The sequence below is a fragment of the Kocuria sp. KH4 genome, assembly GCF_053711175.1.
This window is the reverse complement of the sequence record NZ_JBSJYX010000004.1, coordinates 188,848-207,991: the sequence shown is the minus strand read 5'-3', so window position 1 is coordinate 207,991 and position 19,144 is coordinate 188,848. Positions and strand designations below refer to the sequence as shown.

Here is a 19,144-nt window from a genome sequence, read left to right as displayed (position 1 = left end):
CCCGAACCCCCACCAGCCCCCGACCGCCCGGCCCGGCGGTCCCCCCGGGGAGGCGGCGCCTGATGGAGTGGTTGCTGCTGGCCGCGGGCCTGCTCCTGATCCTGGGCACGGGCTTCTTCGTGGCCGTGGAGTTCTCCCTCGTGGCCCTGGACCAGACCACGGTCCGCCGCGCGATCGCCGAGGGCGACCGGGCGGCCGAGCCCCTGCTGAAGTGCCTGAAGTCCCTCTCCACGCAGCTCTCCAGCTGCCAGCTGGGCATCACCCTCACCACCCTGCTCACCGGCTACACCCTGGACCTGGCGCTGCAGTCCTTCCTGCGCGAGCCGATCGCCGAGCTGACCGGGCTGTCCGTGACCGCCGCCGGCGGGGCCACCCTGGCCCTGTCCATGCTCATCTCCACGCTGCTGTCGATGCTGCTGGGGGAGCTGGTCCCGAAGAACTGGGCCATCGCGGAGGCCTTCCGGGTGGGGCGGGTCGTCGCCCGCCCGCAGCTGCTGTTCACCGCCGTGTTCAAGCCCTTCGTGCTCGCGCTCAACGGCGTCGCCAACCGGGTCCTGCACCTGTTCGGGATGGAGGCCAAGGAGGAGCTCTCCGGGGCGCGCTCGCCCGAGGAGCTGTCCTCGATGGTGCGCCGCTCCGCGAAGATGGGCACCCTCGACGTCGGCACCGCCACCTTCGTGGCCAAGACGCTGACCTTCGCCGAGCGCACCGCCGCGGACGTGATGACCCCGCGCATCCGCGTGCAGATGCTCGACTCCCACGAGTCCGTGGCCGACGTCGTGGCCCTGGCCTCCCGCACCGGGCACTCCCGCTTCCCCGTCATGGACGACTCCCCGGACGACGTCCGCGGCGTGGTGCACGTGAAGAAGGCCGTGGCCGTGCCGTCGGAGCGCCGGTCCGCCCTGGAGTGCGGGGCGATCATGGAGGAGGTCCTGCGCGTGCCCGAGACGGTGCACCTGGACTCCCTGCTCGTGCAGCTGCGCTCCGGCGGGCTGCAGATGGCCGTGGTCGTCGACGAGTGGGGCGGCACCGCCGGCGTCGTCACCCTCGAGGACCTCGTGGAGGAGGTGGTCGGGGAGGTCTCCGACGAGCACGACCGGCTCACCCTCGGGGCCCTGCAGTCGGCCACCGGCGAATGGTACTTCCCCGGCCTGATGCGCCCCGACGAGGTCTCCGAGCAGATCACCGAGCTCGACATCGAGGACGGCCCCGCCTACGAGACCATGGGCGGGTTCATGATGGACCGGCTCGGGCAGATCCCGAGGCCCGGGGACGCGGTGCCCGTCCAGGGCGGCACGCTGGAGGTCGCCCGGATGGACGGCCGCCGCGTGGACCGCATCCGCTTCGTCCCGGCCGCCGACCAGGGGCAGGACGCCGGAGCGGCCGCGGCCGGGGAGGAGGCACGATGAGCGACGGGGCAGGCCTGGCGTGGCTGGTGGTCCTCCTGGCCGGCAACGCCTTCTTCGTGGGCGGCGAGTTCGCCGTCATGTCCGCGCGGCGCAGCCAGATCGAGCCGCTCGCCGAGGCCGGGAACAAGCGTGCGCGCACCGCTCTGTACGCGATGGAGCGGGTCTCCCTCATGCTGGCCTGCTGCCAGCTGGGCATCACGGTGTGCTCGCTGCTGATCCTCAACATCTCCGAGCCCGCCCTGCACCACATCGTCTCGGGGCCGCTGGAGCACCTGGGCGTGCCCGCCGAGGTGGCCGACGTCAGCGGGTTCCTCACCGCGCTGGTCGTGGTGACCTTCCTGCACGTGGTCTTCGGGGAGATGGTGCCCAAGAACATGTCCGTCTCGGCCGCCGACCGCGCGGTGCTGCTGCTGGCCCCGCCGCTGGTGTTCGTCTCGCGGGTGGTCAAGCCCGTCATCGCAACGCTGAACTGGTCGGCCAACCACGTGCTGAAGCTGCTGGGCATCGAGCCGAAGGACGAGGTGTCCTCGACCTTCACCCTCGACGAGCTGCAGTCCATCGTCGCGGAGTCCACGAAGGAGGGCACCGTGGCCGACCAGACCGGCCTGCTCTCCGGGGCCCTGGAGTTCTCCGCCAAGCGCACCGCCGACGTCATGGTGCCCCTGCACGAGCTCGTCACCCTGCCGGAGGACGTGTCCCCGGCGGAGGTGGAGAAGGCGGTGGCCCGCACCGGGTTCTCGCGCTTCGCCCTGACCGAGGACGACGGCGTGCTCAACGGCTACCTGCACATCAAGGACGTGCTCTCCATCCCGGGCAGCCGGTACACCGAGCCCGTGCCGGTGACCCGGGTCCGGTCCCTGGCCAACCTGCGGCCCGAGATCGAGATCGACGACGCCCTCGCGGCGATGCAGCGCACCGGCTCGCACCTGGCCCGGGTGGTCGACGCGGGCGGGCGGACGCTGGGCGTGCTCTTCCTCGAGGACGTCCTCGAGGAGCTCGTGGGCGAGATCCGCGACACCACGCAGGACCGGCGCCAGCGCCGCGGGGACCGGGTCGACACCTCGGAGCCGCCGCGCTGAGCCGGCGGGCTGAACCGGCGGACTGAGCCGCTGCGCCGGCCCGCCGCGCGCCGGGGGCTCAGGCCAGGACCCGCACCGCCGCGGGGAGCACGTCCACCCGCACGGGCAGCGGGCCGAGGCGCTCCCCGTCGGCGTAGGCGGTGACGCCCGGGGCCGCCACGCGCACCGAGCGCACCCGCTCGACCCGCACGCTGGGCAGGGCGACGTGGCGGCCCGAGAACAGCCGCGGGAACAGCACCAGGAACCGCGCCCGCCCCAGGGGCGCCACGGTGAACAGCTCCAGCAGCCCGTCGTCCTCACGGGCGCCGGGCACGATGGGCAGCCCGCCGCCGACCGAGGAGGTGTTGGCCACGTTCAGGAGCACCCCCGCCCGGTCCTCCGTGCGGCACCGTCCCGCGGCGTCCTCGACCTCCAGCCGGTAGGCGACGGTGCGCAGGCGCACGATCTCCACCAGGACGGCCAGCAGGTAGCTGCGGGGCCCGGTCAGCCGCGGCCAGCGGTTGGCCCGCTCGTTGACCACGGCGTCGAAGCCCGCGCACAGGGCGGTCCCGAAGCATCGGGTGCGCCCGTCCGGGAAGCGGACGCGCCCGACGTCGAGCCGGCGCGGGGCCGGGTCGTCGAGCCGGCGCAGGATCCGTCCCGCCGCGCCCACAGGGTCCCGCAGGGGGACGGCGAGATGACGGGCCAGGTCGTTGCCGGTGCCGCAGGGCACCACGCCCAGCGGGATGTCGACGCCCTGCTCGGCGAGCTCCACGAGCACGTCCAGGCCGGCCTGGACCATGCCGTCCCCGCCCACGACCACCAGGGCGCGGACGGAGCGCGCGGCGGCGCGGAGCCGGTCGCGGACCAGCGTCACCAGGGTGTCGAGGTCCCCGGCGGAGAGCACCACGGCGTCGTCGCCGCCGGTGCGCAGCAGGTCCGCGGCCCGGTGGGCCTCCGCCAGGGCCCGGCCGCGGCCGGCCCGGGGGTTGACGGCGAGGAGGAAGGTGCCGCGGCGGGGGGACGCCGGCTCAGCCATCGGTGCGGCCCGCGCTGCAGGCGGCGCACAGGCCGGTGATCTCGACCGTGTGGTCCACCTCGGTGAAGCCGTGGGCGGCGGCGGTGCGCCCGGCCCACTCCTCGACCGCGGGGGCCTCGAGCTCCACGGCGGCGCCGCAGCGGCGGCAGACCAGATGGTGGTGGTGGTGCTCGGCCGCGCAGCGGCGGTAGATCGCCTCGCCGTCGCCGCCGCGCAGGACGTCCACCTCCCCGAGCTCGGACATCGACTGCAGGATCCGGTAGGTCGTGGCCAGGGACACGGACTCGCCGCGCGCCCGCAGCAGGGCGTGCAGGTCCTGCGTGGAGATGAAGTCCTCCAGGGAGGCCAGGGCCTGGCCGACGGCACGGCGCTGCCGGGTGTTGCGGACCTCACCGCCCCCGCCGGTTCGCACGCTCACGCCTCGTCCTCTCGTCGGTCTGCTCCGCCGGCGGCCGGGTCCGGCCGCCGGCGCCCGGACGCGCCCGGGCGAGCCACCAGCTTAACAAGGCGGGTGCCGGCACGCTCCCGGGGCCGCCATCGGGGCCGGGCTAGGCTGGGCCCATGGAGCTCATCAAGTACACCCACTCGTGCGTGCGGCTCGAGCACGAGGGCCGGGTCCTGGTCATCGACCCGGGCAACCTCGCCGGGCCGGAGGAGCTGGCCCGGGCCCTCGACGGGGCGCACGTGCTGCTCGTGACGCACGTGCACCCGGACCACCTGGACGCCGAGCCCGTGCAGGAGCACCTGCGGGCGCACCCGGAGATCCAGGTGCACGCCCCGGCGGCCGTGGCCGCCGGGCTGCGGGAGGCGCTCGGGGAGGGGGCCTCCGTGCACGACGCCGCGCCGGAGACCGTGCTGGAGCTGGACGGCTTCACGGTGCGCACCTTCGGCGGTCAGCACGCCCTGATCCACCCGCTGATCCACACCGTCGACAACGTGGGCTACCTGGTCAACGACACCGTCTACCACCCCGGCGACTCCTTCGTGGTCCCGCACGGGCTGGAGGTCCCGGTGCTGCTGGCCCCGATCCACGCGCCCTGGAACAAGCTCTCGGAGGTCGTCGACTTCGTCGTGGCCGTGCGCCCGCGGCGGGTCTTCCCGATCCACGACGGGCTGCTCTCGGCCCACGGCTTCCGCATCATCGAGAGCCAGCTGACGGCGTTCGCCGCGAAGTACGGCGCCGAGTACCGTCACCTGGACGCCGGGCAGCGCGTGCGCCTGTAGCCGCCCCGGGGCCGCCGCCGCGGCCGGCACCTAACACGGACCTGACCGCGGACACCGTCCGCACGAGGAGCGAAGGAGCACCTGTGAGCACCGTCTTCACCAAGATCATCGAGGGGGAGATCCCCGGCCGCTTCGTGTGGCAGGACGAGCGCTGCGTGGCGTTCCTGTCCATCGAGCCGCTCGGGCCGGGACACACCCTGGTGGTCCCGCGGGAGGAGTACGACCACTGGATCGACCTGCCCGAGGACCTGGCCGCCCACCTGATGGTGGTCTCCCGGAGGATCGGCCGCGCGCTCGACGCCGTGTGGCGGCCCGCGCGGGTGGGCCAGATGATCCAGGGCTTCGAGGTCCCGCACACCCACGTGCACGTGTGGCCCGCGAACTCCGTCGAGCAGTTCCAGTTCGCCAACGCGGACCGGCACCCCGATCCGGCCGCGATGGACGAGGCCGCCGCGCGGATCCGGGCGGCGCTGGTCGACGCCGGGCACGGCAGCTCGGTCCCGCAGCCCTGACCGCGGCCCGACCGGGCCCTGCCCGCCCCGCCGCGGCCCGGCGGGCGGGCACGGGTCAGGCCCGGGCGGCCTCCAGGGCGTCCTTGAGGGCCTTGCGGATCCGCTTCTCCGACACCGAGTGGGCGGTGCCCAGCTCCTGGGCGAAGAGGGAGACCCGCAGCTCCTCGATCATCCAGGCGACCCGGCGCAGCTCCTCGGGCACCGGCGCCGAGGGCGGCAGGGCGTCCAGCGCGGCGTCGTAGTCGTCCTCGAGCTTCTGCACCGCGAGCAGGTGCACCGTGTCCCGCTGCAGGTGCCCCGCGAGCTTCTCCAGGCGCACCTCCATGGCCCGCACGTAGCGGGGCAGGTGCTGGAGCTGGTCGTAGCCGGTGGCGGCCACGAAGCCGGGGTGCACCAGGTGCTCCAGCTGGGCCTTGACGTCGTTGAGGGAGTTCACCGCGGCGAGGGAGGGCGCCCGCTTCAGCTGCTTGCGGATCCGGGCGGCCCCGGAGAGCACCTGCTCCACCAGCGCGGTGACCTGGAAGACCGTGTCGATGAGCTCGGCCCGCACGTGCTCGTGCAGGGCGTCGTACTCCGCGCGCGTGAACGGCGGCTCGGGCGGGGTGAGCTTGTCGATCGCCGCGATCGTGCAGTCGGCGATGAGCTCGGTCACGGACCCGTGCGGGTTCTGCGTGAAGACGAGCTTCTCCTTGTTGTTGAGGTGCTCGAGCACGTACCGCTCGGGGGAGGGGACGCGCAGCAGCAGCAGGGCGACGACCCCGCGGCGCTGGGCGGCCCGCTGCTCCGCCGCCGAGGACAGGATGCGCACCGCCACGGTGGTGTCCCGGCCCGGGGCCCGCCGGCCCGGCGGACGGGCCGCGCCCTCCCGGGGTCGCTCGGGCACGAGCGCCGGCCAGCCGGTGATCCGCTGGCCCGCCACGGTCGTCTCCACGCTGCGCGGCAGGTCCGGCTCCGGCCACGCGGTCAGGCCCGTGCGCTCGAGGGCCGGCGCCGCCGGGGCGTCCGCCCGGGGCGGGGCGGGGGAGGGCCGGCCCGCCCCGTCGGGGGACCCGGACCGCCCGGGCCCCGACCGGCCGGGGCCGGCCGCGGGCACCGCGCCCAGGGACTCGGCCAGGGCCGCCCGGATCTCGCCGTGCAGCTCCGCCTTGAGCTGCTCCAGGTCCTGGCCCTCCCCGAGCACCCGGTTGCGGCGGTCCCGCACCTCGAAGCGCATCCGCAGGTGCGCCGGGACCGCGTCCCAGTTCCACGACCCGGGGGGCACCACGTGGCCCCTGAGCCGGCGCAGCACGAGCTCCAGGGACGGCTCGAGGGCGTCGACGGCGGGGTCGAAGTCCTCCTGCAGCATCCGCACGGCCTGGCGGGCGACGTCCGGGGCGGGCACGAAGTTGCGCCGCACGGCCTTGGGCAGGGACCGGATGAGCGCGGTCACCAGCTCCGTGCGCAGACCGGGGATCTGCCACTCGAACGGCGCGGGGTCGAGCTGGTTGAGGAAGAGCACGGGCACCCGCACGGTCACGCCGTCGGCCTGGTCCGCGCCGGGGGCGAACTCGTAGACGAGGTCCAGCACGAGCTCCCCGTCGGGGGTCCGGCGCACCCACTGCCGCGGGTACAGGGACTCGTCGTAGTCGCGGGCGTCCTCGGCGATCAGGTCTTCGGGGTCGAGGTCGAGCAGGTGCTCGTCCTGGTGCCGGGCCTTCTTCCACCAGGCGTCGAAGTGCCGGGACGAGACCACCGAGGCCGGGATCCGGGCGTCGTAGAACGCGAACAGGGCCTCGTCCTCGACGCGCAGGTCCTTGCGGCGCAGCCGGTTCTCGAGCTCCTCGACCTCGGCCAGGCGCTTGCGGTTGCGGGCCCAGAACCGGTGCCGGGTCTGCCAGTCGCCCTCGACGAGCGCGTGGCGGATGAACAGCTCCCGCGCCAGCGCCGGGTCCACCCGCCAGAAGTTGATCCGGCGCTGGGCCACCACGGGCACGCCGTAGAGCGTGACCTTCTCGTAGGCCATCACGGAGCCCTGGGCGCGGGACCAGTGCGGCTCCGACACGCTGCGCTTGACCAGGTGCGGGGCCAGCTCCTCGGCCCACAGGGGATCGATCGCGGCGTTGACGCGCGCCCACAGCCGGGAGGTCTCCACCAGCTCCGCGGACATGATCCAGTCCGGGGACTTCTTGAACAGGTTGGAGCCGGGGAAGACCGCGAACCGGGAGCCCCGCGCGCCCTGGTACTCGCGCTTGCGCTCGTCCTTGAGCCCGATGTGGCTGAGCAGGCCGGCGAGCAGGGACACGTGGATCTCCCGCTCCTTGCCGGAGGGGTCCACCTCCCGGCCCTTGCCGACCCGGATGCCGACCTGCTGGCCCATCTGGCGCAGCTGGGCGTAGAGGTCCTGCCACTCGCGGATCCGCAGGAAGTTCAGGAACTCCCGCTGGCACAGCTTGCGGAACCGGGTCGAGGAGAGCTCCTCCTGCTGCTCCTGGACGTAGCGCCACAGCAGCAGCCAGCTGGTGAAGTCGGAGGTCTCGTCGAAGAAGCGCTTGTGCAGCTCGTCGGCCTGCTGCCGCTTCTCCAGGGGCCGCTCCCGGGGGTCCTGCACGGTCAGCGCCGCGGCGAGCACCATGACCTCCCGGGCGCAGCCCCGCCGGTCGGCCTCCACGATCATCCGGCCCAGCCGGGGGTCCACCGGCAGCTGCGCCAGCTGGCGCCCCACCGCGGTCAGCGGGCCGCCGCCGTCCTCGTCCCGGCGCTCCCGCGGGGCGGCGCCCGGGGTGCCGCCCCGCGGCTCCTTGAGCGCGCCGAGCTCCCGCAGCAGCGCCACGCCGTCCTTGACGGCCCGCGACTCCGGCGGCTCCACGAAGGGGAAGCGCTCGATGTCCCCGGGCTCCTTGACGACGCCCACGGAGGTCATCTGCAGGATCACGGACGCGAGGCTGGTGCGCAGGATCTCGGGGTCGGTGAACTCCGGGCGGGAGAGGTAGTCCTCCTCCGCGTAGAGCCGGATGCAGATGCCGTCCGAGACGCGCCCGCACCGGCCCGCCCGCTGGTTCGCGGAGGCCTGGGAGATGCGCTCGATGGGCAGCCGCTGCACCTTGGTGCGCGCCGAGTACCGGGAGATGCGGGCGGTGCCGGGGTCGATGACGTACTTGATGCCCGGGACGGTCAGGGACGTCTCGGCCACGTTGGTGGCCAGCACGATCCGCCGCCGCCCGGACGGGGCGAACACCCGGTGCTGCTCCGCCATGGAGAGCCGGCCGAACAGGGGGAGGACCTCGGCGTCGGCCATCCCGCGGATCCGCTTGAGCGCGGCCTCCAGCGCCTCCTGGGCGTCGCGGATCTCGCGCTCGCCGGCGAAGAAGATCAGGATGTCCCCGGGCGGCTCGTGGGAGAGCTCCTCGACCGCGTCGCAGACCGCGTCGATCGGGTCGCGGTCCTCGTCCTCCAGGCCGTCGCCGGCGTCCTCGCCGTCCGGCCCGCCGTCCCCGGACCGCGGCTCGGACAGCGGGCGCCAGCGGATCTCCACGGGGTAGGTGCGCCCGGAGACCTCGATGACCGGCGCCGGCTCGGGCTCCCCGCCGGCGTCCGGCCCGGCCGCGCCGTCGGGCTCCGGGGCGAAGTGCCGGGCGAAGCGCTCCGGGTCGATCGTGGCCGAGGTGATGATGACCTTGAGGTCCGGGCGCCGGGGCAGGATCCGCCGCAGGTAGCCCAGCAGGAAGTCGATGTTCAGGGAGCGCTCGTGCGCCTCGTCGATGATGATCGTGGAGTACCGGCGCAGCAGCCGGTCGTGCTGGATCTCGGCGAGCAGGATGCCGTCGGTCATCAGCTTGATCCGGGAGTCCGTGCCCACCTCGGAGGTGAAGCGCACCTGGTAGCCGACGGTCCCGCCGATCTTCTCGCCCAGCTCCGAGGCGATCCGCTCGGCCACGGAGCGCGCGGCGATCCGCCGCGGCTGGGTGTGCCCGATCAGCCCCTGCTCGCCCAGGCCGAGCTCGAGGCACATCTTCGGGATCTGCGTGGTCTTGCCGGAGCCGGTCTCGCCGGCGATCACGACCACCTGGTGCTCGGAGATCGCGCGCATGATGTCCTCCCGGCGCGCGGAGACCGGGAGGTTCTCGGGGTAGACGACGGTGCGGGGGCGGCTGAGCGATGCTGGCATGACCCCCCGATCCTACCGGCGACGGGCCCCCGGCAGAGCCCGGCCGCGGTGGACGATCCGGGCTCCTCGGTCCGCCGGCGACGCCGTTCTGTCATCATTTGTGAGCTGCCTCTCATTTCTCGACCGAACGGCAGGTAATATTCCTGACATCACCCGTTCCAGAAAGGACACACCATGCAGCGACTGTTCCCGTTGACGGCGGCCCTCGCCTCCTCCGCCCTCCTCCTCACGGGCTGCGGCGGCTCCGACAGCTCGGGCGCCGCCGGCTCCGGGGAGTCGGGCGCGGCCGTCGAGGAGGCCACCGTCGGGATCAGCCAGTTCGTGGAGCACCCCTCCCTCGAAGCCGCGCGCGAGGGCTTCGTCGCCGCGCTGGAGGAGGGCGGCTACACGGAGGGGGAGAACCTCACCCTCGACCTCCAGAACGCCTCCGGTGACCAGGGCACCTCCACCAGCATCGCCTCCAACTTCGCCGGCTCCGACGCCGACCTCGTCCTGGCCATCGCGACCCCCTCGGCCCAGGGCGTGGCCCAGGCCGTCACCGACCGGCCCGTGCTCTTCACCGCCGTGACCGACCCGGTCGAGGCGGGGCTCGTGGAGTCCCTGGAGAACCCCGGGGGCAACGTCACGGGCACCACCGACATGAACCCCGTCGCCGAGCAGATCGCGCTGATCAAGCAGCTCGACCCCGAGGCGACGTCCGTGGGCATCATCTACAGCTCGGGCGAGACCAACTCGCAGGTCCAGGTGGACATGGCCAAGGAGGCCGCCGCCGAGGAGGGCCTGGAGGTCGTCGAGAAGTCCGTGACCAACACCTCCGAGGTGGCCCAGGCCGCCGAGTCCTTCGACACGGACGCGATCTACGTGCCCACCGACAACAAGGTGGTCTCCGGCCTGGAGGCCGTCATCTCCGCCGCCGAGGCCAAGCAGATCCCGCTGATCGCGGGCGAGGGCGACTCCGTGGAGCGCGGCGCCCTCATCACCAAGGGCATCGACTACGAGCAGCTCGGCCGCCAGACCGGGGAGATGGCCGTGCGCATCCTCGCCGAGGGGGCCGACCCGGCCACCATGCCGGTGGAGTCCCAGGAGGAGACCGAGCTGGTCATCAACCTGCAGGCCGCCGAGCGGATGGGCGTGGAGGTCCCCCAGGAGCTGCAGGACTCCGCCGCGCAGGTCATCGAGTAGGCAGCGCCCGGGCCGCGCCCCGGCACCGGGCGACCCCCGGCGCCGGGCGACCCCCGGCGCCGGTCCACCCGGGCCCACCCCACCACACCCGGGGCGCCCCGCCCGATCGGCGGCGGCGCCCCGGGCCCCACCAACCAGAACGGATCCACCGAAAGTGATAGCCGGTATCGAACTCGGACTGCTGTACGCGGTCATGGCGCTGGGCGTCTACCTCACGTTCCGGGTGCTCGACTTCCCCGACCTGACGGTCGACCAGTCCTTCACCACGGGCGCCGCCACCACGGCGATGATCATCCTCGGCGGCGGCAGCCCCTGGCTCGCCACCGCCGCCGGTTTCGTGACCGGCGCGCTCGCCGGGCTGATCACGGGCCTGCTCCACACCAAGGCCCACATCAACGGGCTGCTCGCGGGCATCCTCACCATGACCGCCCTGTACTCCATCAACTTGCGCGTGATGGACGGGCGGGCGAACCTGTCCCTGCTGCGCGAGGACACGATCTTCACCCCGCTCGCCGAGCTGGGCGTGCAGGGGACGTGGATCGGCATCGCCCTGTTCCTGCTGGGCGTGGCCGTGGTGAAGGTGCTCCTCGACTGGTTCCTCTACACGGACGCCGGCCTGGCCATGCAGGCCACCGGCGACAACCCGGACATGATCCGCTCCTTCGGGGTGAACACGGACCACCAGAAGATGCTGGGGCTGTGCCTGTCCAACGGGCTCGTGGGCCTGGCCGGGTCCCTCGTGGCCCAGTACCAGGGCTTCGCCGACATCGGCATGGGCATCGGCCTGATCGTCGTCGGGCTCGCCTCCGTGATCCTGGGCCAGGGCCTGTTCGGCTCGCGCACCGTGGTCGTGGCCACCCTCGCCGTGATCCTCGGCTCGATCGTCTACCGCCTGGTGATCACCGTCGCCCTGCAGGCCGGGCTCAACCCCTCCGACATGAAGCTGATCTCCGCGGTCCTCGTGGTCCTCGCCCTGGTGGTCCCGCAGATGCAGTTCTTCCGGCGGCGCCGGGAGCGGCACCTGGCGAGCCAGGCGGCGCAGCTCGTGGACGACCTGACCGACACGCCCGCGACCACGAAGGCAGGTGCCTGAGCCGTGCTCACCATCGACAACGTCCACAAGACGTTCTTCGCCGGGACCGTCAACGAGCGCCGGGCCCTCGCCGGCGTCTCGCTGACCCTCCAGGAGGGCGACTTCCTCACCGTCATCGGCTCCAACGGCGCCGGGAAGTCCACGATCCTCAACACGATCTCCGGGACCCTGATCCCGGACACCGGCACCGTGCGCGTCGACGACACCGACGTCACCCGGCTGCCCGAGCACCGGCGCGCCCGGTACCTCTCCCGGGTCTTCCAGGACCCCATGAAGGGCTCCTCGCCGACCATGACGGTGGAGCAGAACATGGCCATCGCCCTCCAGCGGGGGAAGAAGCGCGGCCTCGTCCCGGGGCTCACCGGCGCGCGCCGGCAGCTGTTCCGGGACAAGCTCGCCACCCTCGAGCTCGGGCTGGAGAACCGGCTGGGCGCAAAGGTGGGGCTGCTCTCGGGCGGGCAGCGCCAGGCCCTGTCCCTGCTCATGGCCACGTTCTCCGAGCCGCGCATCCTGCTCCTCGACGAGCACACCGCGGCGCTGGACCCGCAGCGGGCGGACCTCGTCTCCCGGCTCACGGCGGACATCGTGGCCGAGCAGCACCTGACCACGGTGATGGTCACGCACAACATGGAGCAGGCGCTGCGCCTGGGCAACCGGCTGATCATGATGCACGAGGGGCGGGTGCTCTTCGAGCTCGACGCCGCCCAGAAGCAGACCATGACCGTGCCGGGGCTGCTCGAGCAGTTCCGCCGGCTCCAGCCGGGGGCGGAGCAGGGCGCCTTCGACGACGCTACGCTGTTCGAGAGCGTCAAGACCGAGGACGGCCACTGACCGCACGTCCGTGACCGGCGGGGCGGACGGGGCGGGCCGGGAACGGCCCGCCCCGTCCGCCGTCCCCCGCCGGACCCCACCAGCCCAGGAGGCCCCCACCGTGCCCGAGCCCACCGAGCAGCAGCGCGCCCGCCGCCGACGCGCCGGGGGGTGGATGCTGGCCGTGGGGGTGGTGGCGCTGTTCGCCTCCACGTTCACGGTGCCCGAGGCGCTCCACGACCTGGCCCGCGTCTCGGCCGGGCAGGAGGCCGGGCTGACGACGCGGGGGGTGGTGGTCACCGTCGTGGGTGCGGTGACCCTGCTCGGCGGCGGGGCCCTGGCGGTCCTCGGCTTCAACTGGCGCCGGTCGGTGGGGGAGGGCCCCCACCCGGAGGACCTGCTGCTCGACGAGCAGTACGGCGACGCGCCCGTGCGCCCGTACGACCCCGACCAGCTGCGCCGGCCGGGGCGCCCCGCCCCCGAGGACGGGCGGCGGGACGACCGGGCCTGAGCCCCGGCCTCAGCCGCGCGACCCCGTCCGGCCCGGGCCGTCCTCCGCGGCCGCCGGGGCGGCCTCCACCGCGGCGGCGTCCCCGCGGCCCGGGGCCCCGCGGCGCCGGCCGGTCAGCCGGGCGACGGCGTAGAGGACCGCTCCGGCCCCGATGAGGATCCCGCCGCGCCACCACACCTCGGCGCTCTGCTGGGACAGCAGGACGAGGCAGGACAGGACGGCCAGCACGGGCAGCGGCGTCCAGGCGCGGAAGTGCTCGTGCGCCACCCGCTCGCGCCGCAGCACGAGCACGGCGATGTTGGAGCTGAGGAAGACGAACAGCAGCAGCAGCACCAGGGTCTCGGCGAGGACCACGACCCCGCCGGTGGTGGTCAGCACCACGGCCACGGCGGTGGTGGCGGCGATCGCCGCCCAGGGGGTGCCGCGGCGCGGCAGCACCCGGGTGAAGACGCCGGGCAGCAGCCCCTGCACCCCCATCCCGTAGGCCAGCCGGCTGGCCATGATCATGGTCAGCAGCGCGCCGTTGGCCACCGCGACGAGCGCGATGAGGCTGAACAGCCAGCCCGGGACGGCGATGCCGGAGGCGCCGACGACGTCGAGCAGCGGGGCGCTCGAGGCCGCGAGCTCCTCCGCCGGCAGCACCACGGACGCCGCCGTGCCGACCAGCACGTACATCACGCCGGCCGCGGCGAGCGCGCCGAACAGCGCCCGGGGATAGGTGCGGGAGGGCTCCCGGAGCTCCTCCACGACGTTCGCGGAGGTCTCGAAGCCCACGAAGGAGTAGTAGGCGAGCAGCGCCCCGCCGAGGACCGCGGGCAGCGGGTCCACGCCCTCCCCGAAGCTCAGCGCCCGGCCGGGGTCGCCCTCGCCCCGGCCGAGCAGGACGGCCGCGGCCACGACGACGATCAGCAGGCCGGTCAGCTCCACCGCGGTCATCACGACGTTGGCCCGCAGGGACTCTTTGATCCCGCGCGCGTTGAGCAGGGCCACCAGGACCAGGAACACCGCGGCGCCGGCCACCGGGGGGACGTCGAGGAAGACCGAGAGGTAGTCGCCGCTGAAGGCCAGGGCCAGGGCGGCGGCGCTGACCACGCCGGCGGCGAGCATGCAGAAGCCGACGAGGTAGGACACGATGGGCAGGCGGAACGCCCGCTCGGCGAACACCGCCGCGCCCCCGGCGCGCGGGTACTTGGTGACCAGCTCGGCGTAGGAGGCCGCGGTCAGCAGCGCCAGCACCAGGGCCAGCACCATGGGCGCCCAGGTGACGCCCCCGACCCGGCCCGCGATGGCGCCCACCAGGGCGTAGACGCCGGCGCCGAGGACGTCGCCCAGGATGAACAGGAACAGGAGCGGTCCCGTGATGTCCCGCTTCAGGCCGGGACCGGCAGTGTGCTGTTGAGTCATGGGGGCACTCTATGCGCCCCCGCGCGCCAGGAACACGGGGCGAGGGCGGCCGGTGCGGCGGCGGGTACGACACAGGGCCCCGGACCGATCGGTCCGGGGCCCTGTGTGGTGTGGGGTGCCCGCGGTAGGATTCGAACCTACGGCCTTCTGCTCCGGAGGCAGACGCTCTATCCCCTGAGCTACGCGGGCCTTTCACCGCCTCAGCGATGAACCTCGACGATACTAGCAGGTTTTGCGCGGCTGTCGTTCCCCGTCCGGCGCGGGGCCTCCGGGGCGCCCGGTTACACTGGTTCGGTGACTCCAGAACAACTTTCTCTCGCCGTATCCGCATGCCTGCAGGACGCCGTGGCCCAGGGTGATCTCGCCCTCGCCGACGGCGCCGCGCTGCCGGAGGTGCGCATCGAGCGACCGAAGAACCGGGAGCACGGGGACTGGGCGACCAACGTCGCCATGCAGCTGGCCAAGAAGGTCGGCCGCGCCCCCCGCGACGTCGCCGCCGTGGTGCAGGACCGGCTGCGGGCCGCCCCGGGCGTGGCCGCCGTCGACGTGGCCGGGCCGGGCTTCCTCAACATCACCCTCGACGCCGCCGCCGCCGGCGGGATCGCCCGCACCGTGGTGGAGCAGGGGCGGGCCTTCGGCCGGGGGGACGCGCTGGCCGGGACGTCCATCAACCTGGAGTTCGTCTCGGCGAACCCCACCGGACCGGTGCACCTGGGCGGCACGCGCTGGGCGGCCGTCGGCGACTCCCTCGCGCGGGTGCTCGAGGCGCAGGGCGCCGACGTGGTCCGGGAGTACTACTTCAACGACGCCGGCGCTCAGATCGACCGCTTCGCCCGCTCGCTGCTGGCCCGCGCCCAGGGCGAGCCCGCCCCGGAGGACGGCTACGGCGGGGAGTACATCACCGAGATCGCCGAGCGGATCGTGGCCGAGAACCCCGGCGTGCTCGAGTCCGGGGATCCCCAGGAGGGCTTCCGGGCCGCCGGCGTGGAGCTGATGTTCGCGGAGATCAAGTCCTCGCTGCACGAGTTCGGCGTGGACTTCGACGTGTACTTCCACGAGCAGTCCCTGTTCGGCAACGGCGCGGTGGAGGGGCTGCTCGAGCAGCTCAAGACCTCCGGCGCCCTCTACTTCGCGGACGGGGCGTGGTGGCTGCGCTCCAGCGCCTACGGCGACGACAAGGACCGGGTGGTGATCAAGTCCGACGGCCAGGCCGCCTACATCGCCGGGGACATCGCCTACTTCAAGAACAAGCGGGACCGCGGCGCGGACCTGTGCATCTACATGCTCGGCGCCGACCACCACGGGTACGTGGCCCGGCTCAAGGCCGCCGCGGCCGCCCTGGGCGACGCCCCGGAGCGGGTCGAGGTCCTCATCGGCCAGATGGTCAACCTGGTCAAGGACGGGGTGCCCGTGCGGATGTCCAAGCGCAACGGCACGGTGGTGACCATGGAGGACCTCGTCGAGGCCGTCGGCGTGGACGCCGCCCGCTACTCGCTGACCCGCTTCTCCGTGGACTCCAACATCGACATCGACCTGGACCTGCTGACCCGCCGGTCCAACGAGAACCCGGTCTTCTACGTGCAGTACGCCCACGCCCGCACCTGCGCCGTGGGCCGCAACGCCGAGGCCGCCGGGGTCTCCCGCACCGGGGCGGACGGCGGGGCCGTGTTCGACGCCGCCCTGCTCGACCACCCGATGGAGGGGGAGCTGCTCGCGGCCCTGGGCCAGTACCCCTCGGTGCTCGCGCAGGCCGCCGAGTTCCGGGAGCCGCACCGGGTGGCGCGCCACCTGGAGGTCCTCGCCGGCACCTACCACCGCTGGTACGACGTCTGCCGCGTGGCCCCGCAGGGCGACGACGACGTCACCGACCTGCACCGCACCCGGCTGTGGCTCAACGACGCCGCACGCCAGGTCCTGGCCAACGGCCTGGACCTGCTCGGCGTGTCGGCCCCCGAGAGGATGTGATCGCATGACCGCCGACCCCACGACCCGCACCGGGGGCTCACCGCTGGCCCCCGCGTGGCTCAGCGTGCCCGAGGACCTCGACGCGCTCGACCCGGCCATCTGGCCCGAGGCGTTCCGGCGCGACGCCGAGGGAGTGCTGACCGTGGCGGGGATCCCCGCCACGGAGCTCGCCGAGCGCTACGGCACCCCCTCCTACGTCTACTCCGAGGACACCTTCCGGGCCCGCGCCCGCGAGTTCCGCACCGCCTTCACCGAGGCGTTCGCGCGGATCGGGGCGGAGGTCTCCGTCTACTACGCCGGGAAGTCCTTCCTGACCACCGAGGTGGTGCGCTGGATCCGGGAGGAGGGGCTCAACGTCGACACCTCCTCCGGCGGGGAGCTGGCCGTGGCCCTGCGCGGCGGCATGGAGCCGGCCCGGATCGCGCTGCACGGCAACAACAAGTCCGCCGCCGAGATCACCCGGGCCCTCGACAACGGGCTCGGGCGGATCGTGGTGGACTCCCTGGCCGAGATCGAGCTCGTCGCGCACCTGGCGCGCACCCTGGGCGTCGTGGCGCCGGTGATGATCCGGGTGACCCCGGGGGTGCACGCCTCCACGCACGAGTTCATCGCCACCGCCCACGAGGACCAGAAGTTCGGCCTGTCCCTGGCGGCGCCCGAGGACGGCGGGGACAGCCCCGCCATGCAGGCCGTCGCCGCCTGCGTGGTGGACCCCGACCTCGACCTGCGCGGCCTGCACTGCCACATCGGCTCCCAGATCTTCGACGCCGACGGCTTCGGGAAGGCGGCCGAGCGGGTGCTGACCTTCATGGCGCGGGCCGACGAGCGCTTCGGGCTGACCCTGCCGGAGCTGGACCTCGGCGGCGGCTACGGCATCGCCTACACCGAGGCGGACACCCCGCGCCCGGCGCGCGAGATCGCCGAGTCCCTCGCGGACCAGGTGGCGGCCACGGCCCGGTCCCTGCACATGGCCGTCCCGCACCTGTCGATCGAGCCCGGCCGGGCGATCTCGGGCCCCTCCGCGTGCACCCTCTACACCGTGGGCACGCTCAAGACCGTGACCGTCGAGGACGGTGCCCGGCGGCGCTACGTGTCGGTGGACGGCGGGATGAGCGACAACGCCCGTCCCGTGCTCTACGGTGCGGACTACACCGCCGTGCTCGCCAACCGCCGCGCCGAGGGCGCCCCCGTGCTCTCCCGCGTGGTCGGCAAGCACTGCGAGTCCGGGGACGTCGTGGTCCGGGACGTCTACCTGCCGGAGGACCTCGCCCCCGGCGACGTCCTGGCGGTGCCGGCCACAGGCGCCTACTGCTGGGCCCTGGCCAGCAACTACAACTGGATCGCCCGCCCGCCGGTCGTCGCCGTGCGCACCGCCGCGGACGGGCCCGAGGCCCGGCTCATCGTGCGGGGCGAGACCGAAGAAGACCTGTTCGCCCGCGACCTGGGAGCCTGATTGAGCGACTCGACCCCTGCGACCCCCCGCCCGACCACGACCGTGAAGGTCGCCCTGCTCGGGGCAGGAAACGTCGGCGCCGAGGTGGCCCGCATCCTGCTGGACCACGGCGCCGAGATGGCCGCCCGCGTGGGCGCCCCCATCGAGCTGTCCGGCATCGCCGTCCGGGACCTCGCCGCGCGGCGCACCGTGGAGCTGCCCGAGGAGCTGCTCACCACCGACGCCGAGGCCCTCATCGACGCCGCGGATGTGGTCATCGAGCTCACCGGGGGCATCGAGCCCGCCCGCAGCCGCATCCTGCGGGCCCTGCACGCGGGCAAGCCGGTGATCTCCGGCAACAAGGCCCTCATCGCCCGGCACGGCCGCCAGCTGCAGGACGCGGCGGACGCCGCCGGGGTGCCCCTGTCCTACGAGGCCGCCGTGGCCGGGGCGATCCCGATCGTGCGGCCCATGGCCGACTCGCTGGCGGGGGACCGGGTGGACCGCGTGCTGGGCATCATGAACGGCACCACCAACTACATCCTCGACCAGATGGACACCACCGGCGCGCAGTTCGACGACGCGCTCGCCGAGGCCCAGCGGCTGGGCTACGCCGAGGCGGACCCGACCGCCGACGTCGAGGGCCACGACGCCGCGGCCAAGGCCGCGATCCTGGCGTCCCTGGCCTTCCACTCCACCTTCACCATCGACGACGTCTACTGCCGGGGCATCACCGGCGTCACCGCCGCGGACGTCGCCGCCGCCGCGGAGGCCGGCTACGTCATCAAGCTCCTCGCCGTGTGCGAGCGCTGCGCGGACGGGGTGAACCTGCGGGTCACCCCCACCATGATCCCGCGCGAGCACCCACTGGCCGGCGTGCACGGCGCCTACAACGCCGTGTTCGTCGAGGCCGCCAACGCCGGGTCCCTGATGTTCTACGGCGCCGGCGCCGGGGGCACCCCCACCGCCTCGGCCGTGCTGGGCGACTTCGTCTCGGCGGCCCGGCGCCTGGTGCTCGGGGCCCCGGCCCAGGGCGCGGAGCCGCACGCCCAGCTGCCCGCGGTGGCCATGGACGACGTGCGCACCAGCTTCTCCATCACCCTCACCGTGCAGGACCGGCTCGGCGTCCTGGCGCGGATCGCCCAGGTCTTCGCCGACCACGGCGTGTCCATCTACACGATGCAGCAGAAGGACGACCCGCACGGGTCCGTGCAGCGCTCCGAGATCCGCCTGGTGACCCACCGCGGCACCAACAAGGACCTCGTGGCCACCGTGGAGGCCCTGCGCGAGCTGCCCTTCGTCGAGGACGTCACCGGCGTGATCCGCGTGGAGCACGCCGACTGACCCCTCGGCGGCGTCCT

General features: G+C 73.6%; 15 protein-coding genes and 1 tRNA gene. 11 read left to right on the top strand and 5 right to left on the bottom strand.

Annotated elements, in window-relative coordinates; translation table 11 throughout:
- Positions 1-62 precede the first annotated feature (62 nt).
- Together ACWCOM_RS05380 and ACWCOM_RS05375 are read left to right on the top strand one after the other, a co-directional pair.
- Positions 63-1,409, top strand: coding sequence for a hemolysin family protein (locus tag ACWCOM_RS05380; RefSeq protein WP_454547706.1), 1,347 nt, complete (start codon positions 63-65; stop codon positions 1,407-1,409).
- Complete coding sequence (locus ACWCOM_RS05375) at positions 1,406-2,488, top strand: hemolysin family protein (protein ID WP_454547705.1); 1,083 nt, start codon at positions 1,406-1,408, stop codon at positions 2,486-2,488. The genes ACWCOM_RS05380 and ACWCOM_RS05375 overlap by 4 nt, the downstream gene beginning before the upstream one ends.
- 58 nt (positions 2,489-2,546) lie before the next feature.
- Here the strand turns inward: ACWCOM_RS05375 and ACWCOM_RS05370 are convergent, their stop codons facing one another.
- Both ACWCOM_RS05370 and ACWCOM_RS05365 read right to left on the bottom strand, forming a co-directional pair.
- Positions 2,547-3,506 (bottom strand): diacylglycerol kinase family protein, encoded by a 960-nt coding sequence (locus ACWCOM_RS05370; RefSeq protein WP_454547704.1) that lies wholly within the window; start codon positions 3,504-3,506, stop codon positions 2,547-2,549.
- A complete protein-coding gene (locus tag ACWCOM_RS05365) occupies positions 3,499-3,924 on the bottom strand; it encodes a Fur family transcriptional regulator (protein WP_454547703.1) in 426 nt (141 codons plus the stop codon). The genes ACWCOM_RS05370 and ACWCOM_RS05365 overlap by 8 nt, the downstream gene beginning before the upstream one ends.
- A 143-nt stretch (positions 3,925-4,067) precedes the next feature.
- Here ACWCOM_RS05365 and ACWCOM_RS05360 point away from each other — a divergent pair, with 143 nt between their 5' ends.
- Positions 4,068-4,730: an MBL fold metallo-hydrolase gene (locus ACWCOM_RS05360; protein ID WP_454547701.1), complete on the top strand. Its 663-nt coding sequence runs from the start codon at positions 4,068-4,070 to the stop codon at positions 4,728-4,730.
- A gap of 83 nt (positions 4,731-4,813) precedes the next feature.
- Complete coding sequence (locus tag ACWCOM_RS05355) at positions 4,814-5,242, top strand: HIT family protein (protein ID WP_454547700.1); 429 nt, start codon at positions 4,814-4,816, stop codon at positions 5,240-5,242.
- 55 nt (positions 5,243-5,297) lie between these two features.
- On the opposite strand, the gene hrpA is transcribed toward ACWCOM_RS05355, so the two are convergent.
- The gene (hrpA, locus tag ACWCOM_RS05350; RefSeq protein WP_454547699.1) at positions 5,298-9,386 is read right to left on the bottom strand and encodes an ATP-dependent RNA helicase HrpA; all 4,089 of its coding nucleotides are present in this window, start codon (positions 9,384-9,386) and stop codon (positions 5,298-5,300) included.
- 174 nt (positions 9,387-9,560) lie between these two features.
- On the opposite strand from hrpA, the gene ACWCOM_RS05345 reads away from it, so the two are divergent.
- The 4 genes from ACWCOM_RS05345 (at position 9,561) to ACWCOM_RS05330 (ending at position 12,982) form a co-directional block, all read left to right on the top strand.
- Positions 9,561-10,568 carry an ABC transporter substrate-binding protein gene (locus tag ACWCOM_RS05345; RefSeq protein WP_454547698.1) on the top strand — a complete coding sequence of 336 codons (1,008 nt, stop codon included), beginning with the start codon at positions 9,561-9,563 and terminating at the stop codon, positions 10,566-10,568.
- 154 nt (positions 10,569-10,722) lie between these two features.
- Positions 10,723-11,661, top strand: coding sequence for an ABC transporter permease (locus ACWCOM_RS05340; RefSeq protein WP_454547697.1), 939 nt, complete (start codon positions 10,723-10,725; stop codon positions 11,659-11,661).
- A gap of 3 nt (positions 11,662-11,664) precedes the next feature.
- Entirely contained in the window at positions 11,665-12,492 is an 828-nt protein-coding gene (locus ACWCOM_RS05335; protein ID WP_454547696.1) for an ABC transporter ATP-binding protein, read from the top strand.
- A 100-nt stretch (positions 12,493-12,592) separates the two neighbouring features.
- Positions 12,593-12,982 (top strand): hypothetical protein, encoded by a 390-nt coding sequence (locus ACWCOM_RS05330; RefSeq protein WP_454547695.1) that lies wholly within the window; start codon positions 12,593-12,595, stop codon positions 12,980-12,982.
- 9 nt (positions 12,983-12,991) lie between these two features.
- Here ACWCOM_RS05330 and ACWCOM_RS05325 read toward each other — a convergent pair whose 3' ends face one another.
- Both ACWCOM_RS05325 and ACWCOM_RS05320 read right to left on the bottom strand, forming a co-directional pair.
- Positions 12,992-14,386, bottom strand: a complete 1,395-nt coding sequence (locus ACWCOM_RS05325) for an APC family permease (protein WP_454547694.1) — start codon at positions 14,384-14,386, stop codon at positions 12,992-12,994.
- A gap of 116 nt (positions 14,387-14,502) precedes the next feature.
- Positions 14,503-14,575 (bottom strand) — tRNA-Arg (locus ACWCOM_RS05320).
- A 105-nt stretch (positions 14,576-14,680) separates the two neighbouring features.
- Between ACWCOM_RS05320 and argS the strand changes: the two genes are divergently transcribed.
- The 3 genes from argS to ACWCOM_RS05305 are packed head-to-tail and all read left to right on the top strand — an operon-like array spanning position 14,681 to position 19,127.
- Positions 14,681-16,351 carry an arginine--tRNA ligase gene (gene argS, locus ACWCOM_RS05315; RefSeq protein ID WP_454547693.1) on the top strand — a complete coding sequence of 557 codons (1,671 nt, stop codon included), beginning with the start codon at positions 14,681-14,683 and terminating at the stop codon, positions 16,349-16,351.
- Between the two features lie 4 nt (positions 16,352-16,355).
- Entirely contained in the window at positions 16,356-17,804 is a 1,449-nt protein-coding gene (gene lysA / locus ACWCOM_RS05310) for a diaminopimelate decarboxylase (protein WP_454547692.1), read from the top strand.
- A complete protein-coding gene (locus tag ACWCOM_RS05305) occupies positions 17,805-19,127 on the top strand; it encodes a homoserine dehydrogenase (protein ID WP_454547691.1) in 1,323 nt (440 codons plus the stop codon).
- Positions 19,128-19,144: the final 17 nt, after the last annotated feature.

Excerpts from the sequence above, each read along its gene's own strand:
- ACWCOM_RS05380 (WP_454547706.1), top strand. The coding sequence starts at position 63 with ATGGAGTGGTTGCTGCTGGCCGCGGGCCTGCTCCTGATCCTGGGCACG.
- ACWCOM_RS05375 (WP_454547705.1), top strand. The coding sequence starts at position 1,406 with ATGAGCGACGGGGCAGGCCTGGCGTGGCTGGTGGTCCTCCTGGCCGGC.
- ACWCOM_RS05370 (WP_454547704.1), bottom strand. The coding sequence starts at position 3,506 with ATGGCTGAGCCGGCGTCCCCCCGCCGCGGCACCTTCCTCCTCGCCGTC.
- ACWCOM_RS05360 (WP_454547701.1), top strand. The coding sequence starts at position 4,068 with ATGGAGCTCATCAAGTACACCCACTCGTGCGTGCGGCTCGAGCACGAG.
- hrpA (WP_454547699.1), bottom strand. The coding sequence starts at position 9,386 with ATGCCAGCATCGCTCAGCCGCCCCCGCACCGTCGTCTACCCCGAGAAC.
- ACWCOM_RS05345 (WP_454547698.1), top strand. The coding sequence starts at position 9,561 with ATGCAGCGACTGTTCCCGTTGACGGCGGCCCTCGCCTCCTCCGCCCTC.
- ACWCOM_RS05325 (WP_454547694.1), bottom strand. The coding sequence starts at position 14,386 with ATGACTCAACAGCACACTGCCGGTCCCGGCCTGAAGCGGGACATCACG.
- lysA (WP_454547692.1), top strand. The coding sequence starts at position 16,356 with ATGACCGCCGACCCCACGACCCGCACCGGGGGCTCACCGCTGGCCCCC.